This is a genomic window from Kribbella yunnanensis (assembly GCF_039529655.1).
GTDB classification, from domain to species: Bacteria; Actinomycetota; Actinomycetes; order Propionibacteriales; family Kribbellaceae; genus Kribbella; species Kribbella yunnanensis.
In genome coordinates this window covers 213,649-230,321 of sequence record NZ_BAAANF010000003.1, presented here as the reverse complement: position 1 = coordinate 230,321, position 16,673 = coordinate 213,649, and the positions used below count along the sequence as shown (strand labels likewise).

The window sequence follows — 16,673 nt, the reverse complement described above, 5'->3', positions numbered from 1 at the left end:
GCGTCAGCCCAGCCACCCCGGCCGGACGAGCCCGGTCTGATACGCCACGACGACCAGTTGCGCACGATCGCGGGCCCCGAGCTTGATCATCGCCCGGCTCACGTGCGTCTTCGCAGTCGCCGGACTGAGCACGAGCCGCTCGGCGATCTCGTCGTTCGACAGACCCTCTCCGACGAGCGCGACGATCTCCTTCTCGCGCTCGGTCAGTACGTCGAGCTCATTGCTGGCATGCGGTTGCCGGCTCCGGCTCGCGAACTCCGCCACCAGCCGCCGCGTCACCCCCGGCGACAGCAGCGCATCCCCCCTCGCGACAACCCGAACCGCCTGCAGCAGCTCAACCGGCTCGGTGTCCTTCACCAGGAACCCGCTAGCCCCGACCCGAAGCGCCTCGAACACGTACTCGTCCAGGTCGAACGTCGTCAGGATCACTACATGGACATCGGCCAGCGACTCGTCCGCACCGATCATCCGGGTCGCGGCCAGCCCGTCGGTTCCCGGCATCCGGATGTCCATCAGTACGACATCGGGCTTCTCGGCCCGCGCCACGGCGACCGCCTCGGCGCCGTCGGACACCTCACCGATCACGGTGATGTCGTCCTCGGCGTTCAGCAACGCCCGGAATCCGGCCCGCACCAACGCCTGGTCATCCGCCAGCAACACCCTGATCATGCGGTCACGTTAATGCTTGGGCCGGGCCATAGCGATCAGGCGAGTCCCGCGTCGTGGGCCAGCAATGCGATCTGGGTGCGGTTCCCGAGCTCCAGCTTGGTCAGGATGTGCGAGATGTGCGCCTTCACCGTCGCCAGGCTCATGTACAGCTCGGCGGCGATCTGCGCGTTCGCCTTACCCTGCGCGACCGCCAGCATCACGTCGTACTCGCGCGGTGAGAGCCGTTTCAGCGACTCCTGCGCGATCGTGTGCGCGTCGGCCTGGGTGGCGGCGCGGTCCATCAGCCGCCGGGTGATCGCGGGGGAGAGGATCGGGTCCCCGGCCGCAACCCGCCGTACGGCGTCGACGATCTGGGTCGGCGGCGTGTCCTTCAGCAGGAACCCGCTGGCCCCGGCGCGCAGCGCGTGCAGCACGTTCTCGTCGGTGTCGAACGTGGTCAGCACCACGACCTCGGGCGGATTCGGCCGCGCCCGCACCCGCTGGGTCGCGACGATTCCGTCCACCCGCGGCATCCGCAGATCCATCAGCACCAGGTCCGGGCAGTGTGCGTCGACGGCAGCCTGCACTTCGTCCCCATCAGCGGCCTGCCCGACCACCGAGATTCCATTGGCCCCGTCCAGCATCATCTCGAGACTCGCCCGAACCAGCGCATCGTCGTCCACCACCAGTACCCGGATGATCGGCTCACTCATGTCGGCCACGGTAGCGAGGCGGCGAGCCGGAACCCGCCACCGGGCTCCCGCTGATGGTCGAGCGTCCCGCCGGCCAGCTGCACCCGCTCGGTCAGCCCCACCAGTCCGGTCCCGCTCCCGGGTGCCAGCGGTACGCCGTTCGATCCGGGGTTGGTCAGCTCGATCCGCAACCCGATCCCGGGCTGCCCGGTCACGGTGACCGTCACCGGATGTCCGGCCGCGTGCTTGCGAGCGTTCGTCAGTCCCTCCTGCACAATCCGGTACGCCGTTCGTCCGGTTGCCGGAGGCAATGACATGGCGTCCGCCACCTGTTCGTCGTACACGACCGTCGTCCCGGCCGCTCGCGATTCCTCCACGAGCCCTTGCACATCTCCGAACGTCGGCTGCGGCCGCCCGCCCGGTCCCTCCTCGATCTCGGTGTCACGCAGCACGCTGATCACCTCGCGCAGCTCGTCCAGCGCTTGATGCACGCCGGTCCGAATCACCCCCGCAGCCTGCGCCAACTTCTCCGGCGACGAATCCGGCCGGTACTCCAGCGCCCCCGCATACGTGGCCAGCAACGACAACCGATGAGCCAGTACGTCGTGCATCTCCCGAGCCATCTTGGTTCGCTCAAGCGTCCGCGCCTCCGCGACTCGGCGCCCCTGCTCGGCCTCCGCCCGTCGTGCCCGATCCAGCAGCGAGTCGAACAACTGCTGCCGAGCCTGGGTCCACAATCCCCAACCCAGCAAGGCCGCATGCACCGCGACGTCCAGTACCGCGAACCAGAAGAACGGCAATCCGGCAACCGGTCGCCACGCTCCCTGCACCAGATGCGCGACGATCTGAACCGCCGTCACCGCGATCGCCGTTCGCTGCGGCATCCGCAGTGCGATTCCGATAGTTGCCGCCGTACTGGCTGGTGTCCCCGCTGGTGACAACATCACCAGGAACGCCATCCCGAGCGCCGTGGGTACGGGGCGCCGCGGCAACAGCACCATCAATGCGGTGCTGGCAACACCCACCGCAATGTCCAGCACCACCCGCCGCGGATGACTCGGGTCCGCCATCCGCCCGACGATCGTCAGCGCCGTCAAGAGACCAATGGCGACAACCATCCAGGGACCCCAGGCCAACCGCCGCCCCGTCGGCGGACAGTCCTCAGTTTCCATGCCCAGACCCTAAGCCGCCGTCCGTCCAGCCACCACCGACCAAAGTAGAAGGTGCACAGCCGTCGGACCGATGCCCGAACGGCCGGCTTTCAGTCACCTTGGTGGCAACAACCACTCCCGGAGGCTGAAATGCAGACCATCACCTCGTCCGTCCCCACCACCGCCAAGCCGGCCGCGCGCCGCCGTACCGATCGGAGCCGGTTGCTGGTGGTCGGGGTGGCCACGATCGCGGCGGCATCGTGGTGGGCGGTCCTCGTCCCCGTGGCCGGGCTCACGCTGGATGCACGACAGGGCGGCGTACTGCAGCACATCGGCGCGCCCATGATCGCGATCTCGACGGCTGCGCTCGCGTTCGCCGGCTGGGCACTGCTGGCGATCTTGGAGCGCTTCGCGATCGGCGCCCGCAGGGCCTGGACGATCGTCGCCGCGATCTCCTGCCTGATGTCCCTCGGCAGCCCGCTCACCGGCGGGATCGGCATCGGCGCCAAGCTCGGCCTCGCGTCCTTCCACCTGCTGGTCGGCGCGATCGTCATCCTCGGCCTGCGCCGGACCGCGCTCTCCGCCGTCGAACGTTGCTACGAAGGCAACCGGGCAGCCTGATAGAACGCCTGGATATGCGCGGTCACCAACCCGGCCGCGCTGTCCGCGTCCCCGGCCGCCAGTGCCTTCACGATCGCGCGGTGCTCACTCCTCAGGCCGACCGCGGTCGCCTCCCAGTCCGGCAGGTTCGGTACGGCGGCCAGCACGTACCCGTGGATTGCCGACCGCAACGACTCCATCACTGCCGCGATCAACACATTGCCGGCGAGTCCCGCCAACGCCACATGGAACTCCGCGTCGAGGCGGTGGAACTCCTCCGGCGACATTCCCGGCGCATCCATCCGATCCAGCAGTTCGATCACCGGGGCCAACTCGGGGGACCGACCAGCAGCCTCCTTCGCGGCCCAGGACTCCAGCAGGACCCGGGTCTGCACGACGTCACCCATCGGCAGATGGTTGGTTGCCAGGTGCAACCGCAGTACGGCGGTCAGCGGGGACACCGGCTCGGCCACGATCACCGCACCCGCCTCCGGCCCGGACCCGGTCGCGGTGCGGACGACCCCCATCGCCTCCAGCACCCGAACCGCCTCCCGCACCGACGGCCGGCTGATCCCGAGCTGCTCCGCGAGAACGCGCTCTCCGGGCAGTCTCCCGCCGATCCGCAGCCGCCCGGCCGCCAGATCCGCCTCGACCCGATGCAGCACCAGCTCGTAGTTCTTCACCCGGCGACTCTACCCGTGTGGTCGGACCACAGGGTAGGGTGTGGTCCGACCACATCTTCTCTGGAGTGCCGATGACCGACCGCCAGCTACCGAAATGGTCCGAGCTGAGGCCGCTCCTGCGGGCCAAGCCGATCACCACGAACCCGACCGAGCGCCGCCTCGAGAGAGCGCTCACCATCGCCGATCTCCGCGCGATCGCGAAGCGCCGGACACCGCGCTCGGTCTTCGACTACACCGATGGCGCGGCCGAGTCCGAGATCAGCCTCGGCCGCGCTCGCCGGTTGTTCGCCGAGATGGAGCTGCAGCCGTCGATCCTGCGCAACGTCTCCGAGATCGACCTCGGTACGACGATCCTCGGCAAGCGCTCGGAGTTGCCGTTCGCGTTCGCGCCGACCGGGTTCACCCGGATGATGAACCACGAGGGCGAGAGCGCGGTCGTCAAGGTCGCCCAAGAGAGCGGTATCCCGTACGCGCTCTCGACCATGGGCACCACCTCGATCGAGGACGTCGCCGCGGCCGCCCCGGACGCGCGGAAGTGGTTCCAGCTGTACGTCTGGAAGGACCGCGACTCCGGCGAGGACCTGGTCAAGCGCTCCGCCGCCGCCGGCTACGAGGCGCTCATGCTGACGGTCGACGTGCCGGTCGCGGGTGCGCGCCTGCGCGACGTACGCAACGGTTTCACCATCCCGCCGTCGCTGACCGCGAAGACCGTGCTCGACGCGTCGATGCACCCGGCCTGGTGGGCCAACCTGCTCACCACCCGCCCGCTGACGTTCGCCTCCCTGTCCAGCTGGGACGGTACGGTCGCCGAGCTGCTGGACAAGCTCTTCGATCCGACCATGACGATCGACGACCTGACCTGGCTGCGGTCGATCTGGGACGGCCCGCTGATCGTCAAGGGCATCCAGACCGTCGACGACGCCCGCCGCGTGGTCGACGCCGGCGCGGACGCGATCGTGCTCTCGAACCACGGCGGCCGCCAGCTCGACCGCGCGCCGACTCCGCTGCGCATCCTCCCGGACGTCCGCAAGGCGATCGGTTCGGACGCAGAGATCTACCTCGACACCGGCATCATGTCCGGCGCCGACATCGTCGCCGCGGTGGCTCTCGGCGCCGACGCCTGCCTGGTCGGCCGCGCGTACCTGTACGGCCTGATGGCCGGCGGCCAGCGCGGTGTCGCCCGCGCCACGGACATCCTCACGAGCGAGGTCCGACGCACCATGGCGCTGCTCGGCGTCTCGAGCGTCGCCGAGCTCAGCCCGTCACACGTTCGCTTGCCCGACTAGCGGCAGCGTCGCGACGACCCGCAGTCCGCCAACGGGGGTGCGGGTCGTCGCCAGGGTCCCACCGAGTGCGGTCGCGCGCTCGCGCATGCCGACAATGCCATTGCCTTCGGTGGGTGCACCGGCCAGCGACTGCCCGTTGTCGTCAACCTGGACCACGAGCGACTCCTCGCCGTACTGGATCCGCACGGTCGCAGTGGTCGCCTTGGCATGCCGTACGACGTTGGTCAGCGACTCCTGGATGATGCGGAACGCAGCGCGGTCCAGCCCGGTCGGCAGCGGACGTGACTCACCATGGATCACGGTGTGCACCTCCAGACCCGCCATGGACGTCCGGCTGACCAGATGGTCGAGCCGATCCAGGCCGGCGACCGGTTGGCGCGGTGCCGACTCGTCGGCCTGCCGCAGGATGCCGACGATCGCGCGTAGCTCCACCAGGGCTTCTTTGCTGGCGTCCTTGATCGCAGCCAGCGCCGGTGCGGCCTGTTCGGGCTGCCGATCGGCCAGGTGCAGTGCAGTCGACGCCTGCACGTTGATCAGCGAGATGTGGTGCGCAACGACGTCGTGCAGTTCCTGTGCGATCCGCAGCCGCTCCTCACTGGCCTGCCGCAGCTCCGCCTCCCGCCGCGTGCGCTCTGACGCAGTCACGCGCTCGCGGTGCGCCCGGAACAGCTCCGAGATAGTGCCCAGCAGAACGAAGAAGAAGCCGACCAACAGGATCTGGTAGACCCCGTCTTCGTTGATGCCGAGCACCATCCGCCCGCCGACATGCCCGATGTACAGCGCGGCCAGCGCCGACCACCCGACCAGTCGATGCCCGAGCCGGATGGTTGTGAACACCGCGATGATGAACGGGAAGATCACCGGGCCGTACGGATACTGCATCAGCATGTAGATCAGCGTCGACACAACCGTTGCCCACAGCACGGGGATCAGGTGGGTCCGCAGCCAGTACAGCGACAGGGACCCCTTCAGGATCAGCAGCACCATGAACCAGTCCGCCGGTCGCCGGTCGAACTGCCCGTTGTTCGCCGCCCCGAACGACCCCACCACACCGAACACGGACATCGCCAGCGGCAGCAGAATCCGCCGTACCTGGGGATAGTGGTCAGTGGTGGTCACAGTAAGGAACCGTACGGCGCTGCGCCCCGCGATGTCATCGTCGCCACGGAGTATTCGCTTGTACGCCAGGCGCAGTACTCAGTACTTGACGTCGTAGATCTTGTCCTCGTACTCCTGGCCGTAGTACTTCTCCAGCTCGGCCAGGCTGGCGTCCTTGCGCTCCAAGGCCTTCGAGATCTCCGCCCGGCTCGGCGCCGCGTCGACATCCCAGGTCTCCGGCTTCCACAGCTTGGACCGCAGGAACGCCTTCGAGCAGTGGTGGTAGACCTCCTCGATCTCCACCAGCAGTGCGAGCTGCGGCCGGTTCCCCTTGACGATCATCTGATCGAAGAACGGTGCTTCCTTGACGAGCCGGGCCCGCCCGTTGATCCGCAGCGTGTCCGTGCGACCCGGCAGGAAGTAGATGAGCCCGACGTGCGGATTGCTGATGATGTTCTCGAAGCTGTCCACCCGCCGGTTACCGGCCCGGTCCGGGATCGCGATCGTGGTGTCGTCGAGCACCAGCGTGAACCCGGCCGGATCACCCTTCGGCGAGACATCACAGGTGCCGTCAGCCGCCGAGGTGGCCATCAGCACGAACGGCGAGGCGGCCAGCCAATCGCGGTCGAGCGGGTGCAGCTCCTTGCGCTCCTTGTCGACCGCTGCGCCGAGCGGGGGCGGCACAATCTCGCGCAGTTCCTCGTACGTCGTGACCTCGACCAGACCGGGGATATCCATCAGACTCCTCAGGCGACCACGGCCGAACCGTCCACACTGACGGCCCGCGTCCGCGCTGCCCATTTTACGGCGGGACCAGTTCCCACACTGGTCCCAAGGAACAGCGCTCCGACGATGATCCAGCCGATCGGACCCCAGCCCAGGACCACCGTGGTCAGCAGCGCCGGGCCGAGCATCCTGGCGATCGCCGGACCGGTACCGAAGAACCCCTGGTACTGCCCCTGCTTGTCAGCCGGCGCCAAACCGAAGCTGATCTCCCACGCACCCGAGGCCAGCTTCATCTCGCCCAGCGTCAGCAGCGCCGCGGCCACCACCAGCACTCCGGCAGCGACTGCAGGCTGCAGATCCATCGCGGTGAATGCGAACACGCCGCAGGCGGCCAGCATCGCGATCCCGGCGTACCGGACCGACTTGGTCGCAGTGCGCAGATCGCGCACCGTGCGAGCGACCCGCACCTGGAAGACCATCACGCCAACCGTGTTCACGATCATCAGCGAAGCGACCGCCCAGCTCGGCGCATCGGTGCGAGTGACGATCCAGAGCGGGCCGATCAGGCTGATCAGCGGCATGAACAGCAGCATGATCGAGTTCAGCAGCGCCAGAACGGCGTACGGACGATCCCGCAGTACGGCGAGCCGCGGCTCACCCTGGACCCGCACGGTCACCGCGACCGCCGGCACCCGACGGATCAGCGCGGCCGCGATCAAGAAACTCACCGCATCCACCGCAAAGACCACCAGGTACGCCGCCTCCGTGTCGAACCGCAGCGCGATCCCGCCCAGCAGCGCGCCGACCGCCAGCCCGCCGTTCACCGTGGCCTGCAGGAACGCCCGGATCCGCGTCCGCTCGGCCGGTGCGATCAGCCCGGCGAGCAACGCCTGCCGAGCCGCCGTCAGCCCGGTCTGGCTGCACGCGTAGGCGATTGCAGCCACCAGGAAGAGCGGGAAGCTCCGAACGAACAAGAACGCCGAGACTGAGATCGCCGTACTCAATGCCAGCAGGATGGCGACCACCCGCGGCCCCTTCCGGTCCGCCAAGTGCCCCAGCGGCACACCCGCCAGGAACCCGACCAGCCACGCGATCGTCAGCCCCAGCCCGACCTGAGCCTCCGAGAGCCCAACCACCCGCGTGAAGAACAACGCCGACGTGACGACGAACGCCCCGTCCCCGACCGAGTTCGCCAGCTGTGCCATCGCCAGATCACGCGGTGCTCCCGCGGGCGGCAAGAACTTGTTCGTCATCATGCACTGAGCCTATGGCCACAGCGGCCCAAGCTGCAGATCCACTTTCGTTCCAGTCAGGTGGGCCAATTGTCCGCTGTAGAACTGCCCTGTGGATAACGCGGATCCGGGCCGGAAGCCACGGCACATTCTTGGTATGAGCTTCCTTGACTTAGCCCCCGAATGGTCCGACCAGCCCCTCACCGACCCCACCCTCGCCGCCGACGTCGTCGATCTCATGGTCAGTGACCGTGACCGCCACAACGGCACCTTCACGGCCATCCTCTGCGGCCCCGACGCCCGCTTCCGAGCCGTAGTAGCCATCGACCTGCCCGCAGAATTCGCCGAACAGGACGTACCCCTGGACCCTCCCGGCCTCTGCGCAACAGCCATGCACCCGCTCGTGCTCGCCCTCCGCTCCGAGCCCGGTTCCTGCCTCCTCCTGGCCCTAGGCCGCCCCGGCCCACCCACCTGGCCCGAAGTAGACAACGAATGGTCCACCGCCGCCACCCACCTCTGCCAAGCCGCCCAAGTCCCCCTCCTGGCCTTCTACATAGCCACCCCCGACCACATCTACCAACCCCTGCTAGCCAAAGCGAACGCCGCCTGACTCGTGGAAGACTGACCCGAGCACTGCCAGCTGGAGGACCAATCGATGAGCATCGCATTCGTGGATCACGTCGGACCCTGGACGATCGAAGACGTCGAAGCGCTCCCCGACGATGGCAATCACACCCGCTACGAAATACTCACCCCTGGCGTCCTGACGGTGACGCCAGCGCTGATGGGATCCGTCCATCAGCGCGCGTCGCGCCGGCTCGCCAATCTGCTGGAAGCGGCGGTCGTGGCAGCCCAGGCCCCCTACGAATTGCTCCCGGTGATCAACGTCGAGATCCCCGGCGGCCGCCTGGCAACCCCAGATCTCTTGCTGATCGACCGCGCCGTCACCGCGACCGACGTCCCGCGCTGCCCGAGCGACTCCGTGCTTCTCGTCGTGGAGATTGTGTCGCCTCACACACAGCCGCAGGACCGGATCATCAAACCGCAGCTCTACGCCGAGGCCGGCATCAAGTTCTACTGGCGCCTCGAACTGGAGAAACGTCCGCACCTGATCGTTTCCGAGCTCAGCAACGGCAAGTACCGCCGGACGCTCACGGCGCTCGGGGGAGTGGTCTCGACGATCGATGAGCCCTACCCGATCCAGGTGGACCCGGCAGCTCTCGCTCGCCAGTAGCTGACCGGAGGTTTCAGCGCACGCCGCGGGGGCGGAACTGGATGCTGATCCGGGGGCCGACTCGGCCGCTGGCTTTGGGGATGGCGTGCTCCCAGGTGCGTTGGCAGGACCCACCCATCACGATCAAGTCGCCGTGCCCGAGCGGATACCGGATCGCCGAACCCACCGGTCCACTCGACCCACCCGGCCGCGGCCGCAGCGCCAGCACACGCGGCTCACCTACCGAAAGGATGGCCACCATCGTGTCCTCGTGATTCCCGCGCCCGATCCGGTCGCCGTGCCAGGCGACGCTGTCCCGGCCGTCGCGGTAGTAGCACAAGCCGGCCGTGCGGAACGATTCGCCGAGCTCCTCGCGGTAGTGGTCGCTCAAGGCGTCGCGCGCTTCGTCCAGGATCGGCAGCGGAAGGTCCTGGCTCTCCTCGTAGAAGCACAGCAACCGCGGCACGTCCACCACGCGGTCGTACATCTGCCGCTTCTCCGCGTACCACGGCACCTCCCGCACGAGCCGCTCGAACACCTGGTCCGCCCCGGTCAACCACCCCGGCAGCACATCGACCCACGCGCCCTGCCCAAGCTCCGCCCGCGTGATCCCGTCGAGCGATCCCAACCCCGGATCCTCGAACGCATCCAGCAACGAGCCCTGAAGATCAGCACCCATACGCAGCACACTACCCTAGATTCGAACATTTGTTCCCATGGGTTCGGCGGTCCGGCACCGGGGCCGCGTCCGCCGTGCGTACGAGGCGGATGCGACCGCGAGGCCCAGTCCCCATCCGATATAGGCGATGATCTCGACCGCGCCTCCGGTCAGGCCGAGGAGCAGCGCCGTGAGACCTCCGATCCCGAAGTACACGCTGAGTCCGACGCTCATCATGACGCCGGGCCCAAGGACCAGCCAGCGCGGGACGCGGCGACCCGCCAGCGGGCCGAGCCACCTGGGCCAGACCCGACCCCACGAATGGGCCAGGGCCAGTGGGAGCAGGGTCCCGGCAAGTACCAGCAAAGCGACGAACAGGACGAACCCGGCCGGCCCTTCGATGCCGCCCGCCGCGATCCATCCCCGGACCGCCGGGATCATCCGGATCGTGCAACAACCCACGGCGAAGTACGCGCCGGCCAGCCCCCAGCGCTGGATGCGAGCCGCATCCGCCGGGATCGCTGTGGCGTGCAAGCGTCCGCAGGTGAGGCAGGCTCCGCGAAGGGCGCGGAAGTGCGGCCGGACCGCGTAGGCCAGACCGGCCGCGCTCGCGGTACCCAGCAGCCGGAGTCCGACGGCGCCCAGTTCGGCTCCGCTCATCGGTTCGCCGAAGGGGACCGTCAGGAGTTGCGCGAGCGTGGGCCACAACAGCAGGCAGTACGCCGCCATGCCCGCGCAGCCCAGCCAGGTAACGCCGAGAGCTGCCCATCGAACCATCCGACGGCCGGACCGGAGCATCGTGTACCCCGCCGCCGCAAGCAACGCCGGGATCGCCCCGATCCACACCGCCTCGATCACGGACTCGATCCGGGCGAATTCGGGTGGGCCGGTGGCTGCCCAGAACAGATGCGCGGTTCCGTAGAGCACGCTGCAGAGGGCGTAGGCGCCGGCTCGAGGTATCACCCTGCGACCGTATGGCGATGTCCGAGCGCTGCCTTCCCTCGTGTGGGTGAGCGATCTCCCTCCGGCGCGGGACCATCAAGTCCGGTGCGAAGATGGCGACCGACCCGCTCCACCGTCAACGGGAGGTTCCGACATGGCCAGCAAGCTCACCGAGCTGGCGATCGACTGCGCCGACCCCGGCGCCCTGTCCCGCTTCTGGTGCGCGGTGCTCGACTACGAGGTGCAATTGATCGAGGAAGACCTCATCACCATCGGCTCACCAGATGTCCCCGAAGGCAGGAACCGCCCCGGCCCGGTGCCGCCCACCCTGACCTTCGTCCAGGTTCCCGAACCCAAGGCGGTCAAGAACAGACTCCACCTCGACGTGAACCCCACCGACCGCGATCAGGCCGAAGAAGTCCGCCGGCTGCTCGAGCTGGGAGCTCGTCCCGCCGACGTGGGCCAAGGCGCCGACGCCACCTGGGTCGTCCTCGCCGACCCCGAGGGCAACGAGTTCTGCGTCCTGGCCGGCCGTCACCCCTGACCGTGAGAGGCTCCGGTATGGCGCAGTCGCTGATCCGCAACGTCGACGTCCTGATCGTCCCCGAGACAGGGGAGTGCCACATCGCCGAGGCCCAGGACATTCACCTCACCGACTCCGTCATCACCGCCATAGGCCCCACCGGCACACCCCCGCTCGAACCAACCAAGGTGATCGACGGCACCGGCTTGCTCGCCGTACCCGGTCTGATCAACTCGCACACGCACAGCCCGATGGTGATGATGCGCGGCGCCGCCGAGGACCTCTCGATCGACGACTGGTTCAACCAGCGTATCTGGCCGATGGAGGTCAACCTCACCCCGGAACGCGTCCGCGTCGGCGCCCGCCTGGCCTGCGCCGAGATGCTCCTCGCCGGCGTCACCACCTTCGTCGACCACTACTTCCACGCCGACCAAATTGCGCAGGCCGCCATCGAGACCGGCATCCGCGCCGACCTCGCCCCGACCTACTTCTCCTCGGCCGGCCCCGAAGCCATCGACGCAGCCATCGCCACCACCCGCGACCTCGCCACTCTTCACCCGCGCATCACCGCCAGCCTCGGCCCGCACGCGACGTACACGGTCTCGGACGACGACCTCCGCCGTACCGCCGACGTCGCCCGCGCCGAAGGCTTCCGCATCCACCTGCACGCCGCCGAGACGGACGACCAAACCCAAGCCTCCCTCGACAAACACGGCGCCACCCCGATCGAGATCCTCGACCGCACCGGCGTCCTCGACGCCGGCGCCCTGATCGCCCACGGCTGCGGCATCCGCGACACGGACCTCCCGATCCTTGCCCGCCACGCCGACCGCACCACCGTCGCCACCTGCCCCAAGGTCTACCTGAAACTTGCCATGGGCAACGGAACCCCGATCAAGCAAATCCACTCGATCGGCATCCGCACCGGCATCGGCACCGACGGCGCCGCCGTCCACAACACCCTCGACGTCTGGGAGTCCCTCCGCCTCCTGGCCCTCACCCAGAAACACCAGCAAAACAACGCCGAGTGGATGCCCCTCTCCGACACCCTTCGCCTAGCCACCCGCCACAGCGCCGCCGCCGCCAACCAGCCCGCGACCCTAGGCGCCCTAGAGCCAGGCCGCCAAGCCGACATAACCCTCCTGGACCTCTCCGCGCCCCACAATCAACCCCTCCACGACCCCAGAGCAGCCCTCGTCTATTCCGTCCGAGCCTCCGACGTCCACACAGTCCTGGTAGCCGGCGAAGTAGTAGTCCGCAACCGCCAACTCACCAAGCTCGACCTAGCCGAAGTCCTAGCCGACGCCCGCTCCCTGGCCCACACCCTCGTCGACCTATCCCGCGGCGGCGCCGTCCAGCACTACGCCCCCTGAACAGACGTGTGCCCCGGCCGCAATCGACCGGGGCACACCTGTCAGCTGATGATCAGGTGATCGTCAGAGTGCGGATCGCGCTGTAGGCGAGGGTGTGGTCGCCGTCGCTCGGGAAGTAGACCCGGTAGGCGATCTTCCCCTTGTACGGCGGCTTGATCCCGAACGCGTAGGCGCCCGCCGAGCTCAGCTTCGCCGAACCAGCCGCGGTCCACGTCTTCCCGACCAGCCGCTGCAACTGCACCGACTTGCCGGAGTGCGCCGGGTTCACCACCCCACTGAGCTTCGTGGTCGACCCCAGCTTCACCGTCGAAGGCGACAGCGTCGACGAGATGGTCGGCGTGACCAGCACCGTGATGTCGTTGGTCCGCGTCCCCATCAGGTCGCCGTTCCCGGCGAACGTCAGCATGTACACCGCCGAGTACCCCGGCTTGAACGTGTAGCTGACCGTCCCCCGCGACGACGACCCCAGCGTCGTCAGCAGCTTGAACGTCTTCCCGTTCGCAGGCCGCGAGTAGATACTCATCGGCAACGTCGGGTACGCCTTCCCGTCGATCCCCAGCGTGCTCCCCTTGAGCGTGATCGACCCACCGATGTTCAGCTTCGTAGACGTCGTAGAGATCCCCGACTTCATCCCCAGCAACTGCGTACCCTTACCCGCACTCAGCTTCCCACTCCGATCCTTCACCCAAGCGCTGTAGGTGTAGGTCGTCGACTGCGGCAGCCCAGTGTTGGCAAAGCTGGAAGCAGTACCCGAGTAAACAAGCGTCCCGGTAGTCGGCGTCGGGTACTTACCCCCGGCATTCCGCCGCACGATGATCTGATCCAGATCCCCAAGCGCCGGAATCTTCCACCCCAGATTCGCCTTCTGGAACCCACCGCTAGCGTCAAACGTCTCCAACGCACCCGGCACCAGATCAACAGTCGAGAACACACTGCTGAACGGCTCCAGGATCACGGCCGCACCGCTCTCGTGCACACCGTTCACGACGATCCGGTACGGCGAATTGTCCAGCAACGCGCTCGCCGGAGTGATGGTCGCGGTCTTGGAAGCAGCGTCGAAGGCGACCGTGCTTGCGACCACGGCCCCCGTCCTGCCGTTGAGCAGCCGAACCGTCGACTCGTTGACCGTCGCGGCATCGACATCGGAGGCGAACGTCACCGAAGGCTTCGTGGCGACGGCCGCTCCGGTCGACAGGTTCGCCGGCAACGCGTTCGACACCGGGTAGCTCGCGCCGGGTGCCGTGGCGCCCGTGCCGGCGGCGGACACATTCAGTGCATAGGCCCGCGCGTCGCGGGAGCCGTTGGCGTTGCGGACCGCGATGTAGGTGTCGCCTGCGAGTGCGCTCACCTCGGCGCGGGCGGTCAGCGCCTGCCAGATCGGACCAGTGTTCGGGTCGACCGGCGGGAACGGGTTCTCCGCGGTACCGATCGACTGCAGCTGGCTGTTGTACACGTCGACTCGCGGCGCGAAGTTGGTCGTCCGGGTCGCCTCGTTGAAGACGGGGCCGGTGACATCGATCCGCAGGTTGCGGGCGTCCGCCGAGTTGATCTTGTACCAGTCGACGTCACCCTCGGTCAGGATCGTGCCGCTGGCCGTACCCGTCGTCACGGTCGCCCGCGCCGGCTGGTCGTTGCCGTCGGCGGCCGAGGTGCTGAAGTCGCTCGTCCACTTGCCGCCGAGCGTGGCGTAAGCGTCGAGGATGCCGGCACCGTAGAACGGGTCGATGCCCCGCGGACCGGCGTCCCGGGCCAGGTTCTTGATCCGGGCAGTCACCTGCGCGGACGTGTACGTCGGCCACTTGTTCCGGACGAGTGCCGCGATACCGGCGACGATCGGCGAGGAGCACGACGTACCGGTGCAGTACCAGTACGGCTCGTACTGCGGCGGGGTCAGCTGGCGCGGACCGGTGCTGAGGATGTCCCAGCCCGGAGCGGCGACGTCAACCCAGTCGCCGTACTGGCTGAAGCTGACCAGGGCCCCGGTCGCGTCGGTCGCGCCGACGGCGATGACCTCCGGATAGGCGGCCGGGTAGTGCAGCACGTTGTTTCCGTCGTTACCGGCGGCGGCCACGATCACGATGCCCTTGGCAGCGGCCCGCTTCACGGCGTCGTGCAGGACCTCGTTGTCGCCCGGGCCACCGAGCGACATGTTGATCACCTTGGCGCCGTGCGCGGCTGCCCAGTCGATGCCCTCGGCGACGTCGAGGTCGTACCCGCTGCCCTCGGCGTCCAGGACCTTGACCGGCATGGCCTTGACCGACCAGCCGATACCGGCGACCCCGGCCTTGTTGTTGGCGCCGGCGGCGATGATGCCCAGCGTCATCGTGCCGTGGCCGTTGTCGTCGATCGGGCCGCGGTTCGGCGAGGTGGTGTTCACGCCGGGAACCAGGTGGCCGACGAGGTCCGGGTGACCGGCGTCGACGCCGGTGTCCAGGACGGCGACGATCTGGTTACCCGTCGACTTGGCCACGTCCCACGCCTGCGGCATCCGGATCGTGTTCAGGTACGCCTTCTGGTCGGTGTTGTAGTACTCGTCGTTCGGTACGGCGGCGATCCGGCGCTTGTAGTTGAGCGAGGCGAGCGCGACGGTCGGGTCGGCCTTCACCTTCTTCAGCAGCTCGGGCGCGGACGCCGTACCGGTGATCTTCACGAGATCCTCGGTCAGCGACTCTTCGGTGGTGGCGCGGAGCTTGGTCAGGGCGGCCTTGCGGGCCGACTTGGTCGCGTTCGGCTTGAACTTCACCATGACCGCGTTCGGTTCGAACTCGGCCTTCTTCGCGGTCTGCTGGTGGGAGGTGAACTTCGGCCGGTACGGACCGGGCTCGGCGGCGGAGCCGGACGAGCTGGTCAGGACGACCAAAGAGCCGGCGACGAGGGCCGCGGGAACGCCTACACGCAGCAAAAGGGCAGGGCGGAACTTCAAGGGGACCCCCCCAAGGGTCTCAGAGTGTCAGTTGGGCGCAGTATCGCAGGATTTCGGTCCACTCCGCTTTGGGATCCCGATGTCAAAACGTGCAATCTGGGTCGCGGGGAGGTGTAGAACCCGGCAGAGCGGGGAAAAGTCGACGGTCGTTCTAGCCGAAGAGGCGGCGTTGGATTTCTTGGCGGTAGTCCTCGAGGGTGTTGTCCACGTGGAGGGCGGTGGCCTGGGCGGCTGCCTCGGGGTCGCCGGCTCGGATTGCCTCGAGGATGGCGGCGTGTTCCTGGATCGCGCCGTCCGCGTGACCACCGATCGTGCCTTGCAGGCCGATGGTGGTGGACTGGTACTGCAGGCGGCGGGCTTCGCGGACTGAGGCGACTAGGAATTCGTTGTGCGATGCGGTCGCGATGCCGAGGTGGAAATCGTCGTCGCCGCGGGCGAAGGCGTCTGCCTGGCCGGCCAGCTGGCCTTGGCGGCAGGTTTCGGCGGCGGCCTCGATGGCTCGCAGTTCGGCGGGGGTGGCGCGGGTCGCTGCGAGCCTGCTGGCGGCTGTCTCCTGGACGCGGCGGAACTCGAAGAGCATGTAGACGTGGTCGAGATTGGTGGGGAGGAAGAACCCTCGCCAGCGGGCCGGACCCAGCATCCCGTCGTCGTCCGCGACGTAGAGTCCGCGGCCCTTCTGGGCTCGGACGCGTCCGATGGCGGACAGGATCTTGATGGCTTCCCGTACGACGGTTCGGCTGCAGCCCAGTCGGGCGGCCAGCTCGTTCTCGGTCGGCATCCGGTCGCCTGGCTGGAGCGTCAGTTCCGCGATGAGCTGCAGAATTTGCTCGGCCACCAGCTCATAACCGGGCCGGTAGGCGCCCCGCTCCTCGGGGCCGGCCGGAAGAGACGTGCTGTCCACCTGCGGGCCTCCATCGTCGTGGCG

General features: G+C 68.0%; 17 protein-coding genes. 6 read left to right on the top strand and 11 right to left on the bottom strand.

Features of this window, described 5'->3' with window-relative positions; translation table 11 throughout:
* Positions 1-3: 3 nt before the first annotated feature.
* The 3 genes from ABD231_RS05790 to ABD231_RS05780 are packed head-to-tail and all read right to left on the bottom strand — an operon-like array spanning position 4 to position 2,512.
* Positions 4-669: a response regulator gene (locus ABD231_RS05790; RefSeq protein WP_344146124.1), complete on the bottom strand. Its 666-nt coding sequence runs from the start codon at positions 667-669 to the stop codon at positions 4-6.
* Positions 670-704: 35 nt separating this feature from the next.
* Positions 705-1,361 carry a response regulator gene (locus tag ABD231_RS05785; RefSeq protein WP_344146121.1) on the bottom strand — a complete coding sequence of 219 codons (657 nt, stop codon included), beginning with the start codon at positions 1,359-1,361 and terminating at the stop codon, positions 705-707.
* Positions 1,358-2,512 carry a sensor histidine kinase gene (locus ABD231_RS05780; protein ID WP_344146118.1) on the bottom strand — a complete coding sequence of 385 codons (1,155 nt, stop codon included), beginning with the start codon at positions 2,510-2,512 and terminating at the stop codon, positions 1,358-1,360. The genes ABD231_RS05785 and ABD231_RS05780 overlap by 4 nt, the downstream gene beginning before the upstream one ends.
* A 129-nt stretch (positions 2,513-2,641) precedes the next feature.
* On the opposite strand from ABD231_RS05780, the gene ABD231_RS05775 reads away from it, so the two are divergent.
* Entirely contained in the window at positions 2,642-3,112 is a 471-nt protein-coding gene (locus tag ABD231_RS05775) for a DUF6069 family protein (protein WP_344146115.1), read from the top strand.
* Here ABD231_RS05775 and ABD231_RS05770 read toward each other — a convergent pair.
* Positions 3,088-3,774: a FadR/GntR family transcriptional regulator gene (locus tag ABD231_RS05770; RefSeq protein WP_344146112.1), complete on the bottom strand. Its 687-nt coding sequence runs from the start codon at positions 3,772-3,774 to the stop codon at positions 3,088-3,090. The genes ABD231_RS05775 and ABD231_RS05770 overlap by 25 nt on opposite strands.
* A 71-nt stretch (positions 3,775-3,845) precedes the next feature.
* On the opposite strand from ABD231_RS05770, the gene ABD231_RS05765 reads away from it, so the two are divergent.
* A complete protein-coding gene (locus tag ABD231_RS05765) occupies positions 3,846-5,060 on the top strand; it encodes an alpha-hydroxy acid oxidase (RefSeq protein ID WP_344146109.1) in 1,215 nt (404 codons plus the stop codon).
* Here ABD231_RS05765 and ABD231_RS05760 read toward each other — a convergent pair.
* From ABD231_RS05760 to ABD231_RS05750, 3 genes are all read right to left on the bottom strand, one after another.
* On the bottom strand, positions 5,037-6,179 hold the full coding sequence (locus ABD231_RS05760; RefSeq protein ID WP_344146106.1) for a sensor histidine kinase: 1,143 nt from the start codon (positions 6,177-6,179) through the stop codon (positions 5,037-5,039). The genes ABD231_RS05765 and ABD231_RS05760 overlap by 24 nt on opposite strands.
* Positions 6,180-6,257: 78 nt before the next feature.
* Positions 6,258-6,896, bottom strand: a complete 639-nt coding sequence (locus ABD231_RS05755; protein ID WP_344146103.1) for a pyridoxamine 5'-phosphate oxidase family protein — start codon at positions 6,894-6,896, stop codon at positions 6,258-6,260.
* 8 nt (positions 6,897-6,904) lie between these two features.
* Entirely contained in the window at positions 6,905-8,140 is a 1,236-nt protein-coding gene (locus tag ABD231_RS05750) for an MFS transporter (RefSeq protein ID WP_344146100.1), read from the bottom strand.
* Positions 8,141-8,273: 133 nt separating this feature from the next.
* On the opposite strand from ABD231_RS05750, the gene ABD231_RS05745 reads away from it, so the two are divergent.
* Positions 8,274-8,726, top strand: a complete 453-nt coding sequence (locus tag ABD231_RS05745) for a hypothetical protein (protein WP_344146097.1) — start codon at positions 8,274-8,276, stop codon at positions 8,724-8,726.
* Positions 8,727-8,771: 45 nt separating this feature from the next.
* On the top strand, positions 8,772-9,350 hold the full coding sequence (locus ABD231_RS05740; protein WP_344146094.1) for a Uma2 family endonuclease: 579 nt from the start codon (positions 8,772-8,774) through the stop codon (positions 9,348-9,350).
* A 13-nt stretch (positions 9,351-9,363) separates the two neighbouring features.
* Here the strand turns inward: ABD231_RS05740 and ABD231_RS05735 are convergent, their stop codons facing one another.
* Together ABD231_RS05735 and ABD231_RS05730 are read right to left on the bottom strand one after the other, a co-directional pair.
* A complete protein-coding gene (locus ABD231_RS05735) occupies positions 9,364-10,008 on the bottom strand; it encodes an alpha-ketoglutarate-dependent dioxygenase AlkB (RefSeq protein WP_344146091.1) in 645 nt (214 codons plus the stop codon).
* Between the two features lie 15 nt (positions 10,009-10,023).
* On the bottom strand, positions 10,024-10,950 hold the full coding sequence (locus tag ABD231_RS05730) for a hypothetical protein (RefSeq protein ID WP_344146088.1): 927 nt from the start codon (positions 10,948-10,950) through the stop codon (positions 10,024-10,026).
* Between the two features lie 133 nt (positions 10,951-11,083).
* Here ABD231_RS05730 and ABD231_RS05725 point away from each other — a divergent pair, with 133 nt between their 5' ends.
* Both ABD231_RS05725 and ABD231_RS05720 read left to right on the top strand, forming a co-directional pair.
* Complete coding sequence (locus ABD231_RS05725) at positions 11,084-11,473, top strand: VOC family protein (protein WP_344146085.1); 390 nt, start codon at positions 11,084-11,086, stop codon at positions 11,471-11,473.
* 17 nt (positions 11,474-11,490) lie between these two features.
* Positions 11,491-12,825, top strand: coding sequence for an amidohydrolase (locus ABD231_RS05720; protein WP_344146082.1), 1,335 nt, complete (start codon positions 11,491-11,493; stop codon positions 12,823-12,825).
* Positions 12,826-12,877: 52 nt separating this feature from the next.
* Here ABD231_RS05720 and ABD231_RS05715 read toward each other — a convergent pair whose 3' ends face one another.
* Together ABD231_RS05715 and ABD231_RS05710 are read right to left on the bottom strand one after the other, a co-directional pair.
* Positions 12,878-15,748 (bottom strand): S8 family serine peptidase, encoded by a 2,871-nt coding sequence (locus ABD231_RS05715; protein ID WP_344146079.1) that lies wholly within the window; start codon positions 15,746-15,748, stop codon positions 12,878-12,880.
* A gap of 151 nt (positions 15,749-15,899) precedes the next feature.
* Positions 15,900-16,649, bottom strand: a complete 750-nt coding sequence (locus ABD231_RS05710) for a FadR/GntR family transcriptional regulator (RefSeq protein WP_344146076.1) — start codon at positions 16,647-16,649, stop codon at positions 15,900-15,902.
* Positions 16,650-16,673: the final 24 nt, after the last annotated feature.

Excerpts from the sequence above, each read along its gene's own strand:
- ABD231_RS05740 (WP_344146094.1), top strand. The coding sequence starts at position 8,772 with ATGAGCATCGCATTCGTGGATCACGTCGGACCCTGGACGATCGAAGAC.
- ABD231_RS05785 (WP_344146121.1), bottom strand. The coding sequence starts at position 1,361 with ATGAGTGAGCCGATCATCCGGGTACTGGTGGTGGACGACGATGCGCTG.
- ABD231_RS05790 (WP_344146124.1), bottom strand. The coding sequence starts at position 669 with ATGATCAGGGTGTTGCTGGCGGATGACCAGGCGTTGGTGCGGGCCGGA.
- ABD231_RS05745 (WP_344146097.1), top strand. The coding sequence starts at position 8,274 with ATGAGCTTCCTTGACTTAGCCCCCGAATGGTCCGACCAGCCCCTCACC.
- ABD231_RS05765 (WP_344146109.1), top strand. The coding sequence starts at position 3,846 with ATGACCGACCGCCAGCTACCGAAATGGTCCGAGCTGAGGCCGCTCCTG.
- ABD231_RS05755 (WP_344146103.1), bottom strand. The coding sequence starts at position 6,896 with ATGGATATCCCCGGTCTGGTCGAGGTCACGACGTACGAGGAACTGCGC.
- ABD231_RS05775 (WP_344146115.1), top strand. The coding sequence starts at position 2,642 with ATGCAGACCATCACCTCGTCCGTCCCCACCACCGCCAAGCCGGCCGCG.
- ABD231_RS05780 (WP_344146118.1), bottom strand. The coding sequence starts at position 2,512 with ATGGAAACTGAGGACTGTCCGCCGACGGGGCGGCGGTTGGCCTGGGGT.
- ABD231_RS05750 (WP_344146100.1), bottom strand. The coding sequence starts at position 8,140 with ATGATGACGAACAAGTTCTTGCCGCCCGCGGGAGCACCGCGTGATCTG.
- ABD231_RS05735 (WP_344146091.1), bottom strand. The coding sequence starts at position 10,008 with ATGGGTGCTGATCTTCAGGGCTCGTTGCTGGATGCGTTCGAGGATCCG.
- ABD231_RS05725 (WP_344146085.1), top strand. The coding sequence starts at position 11,084 with ATGGCCAGCAAGCTCACCGAGCTGGCGATCGACTGCGCCGACCCCGGC.
- ABD231_RS05720 (WP_344146082.1), top strand. The coding sequence starts at position 11,491 with ATGGCGCAGTCGCTGATCCGCAACGTCGACGTCCTGATCGTCCCCGAG.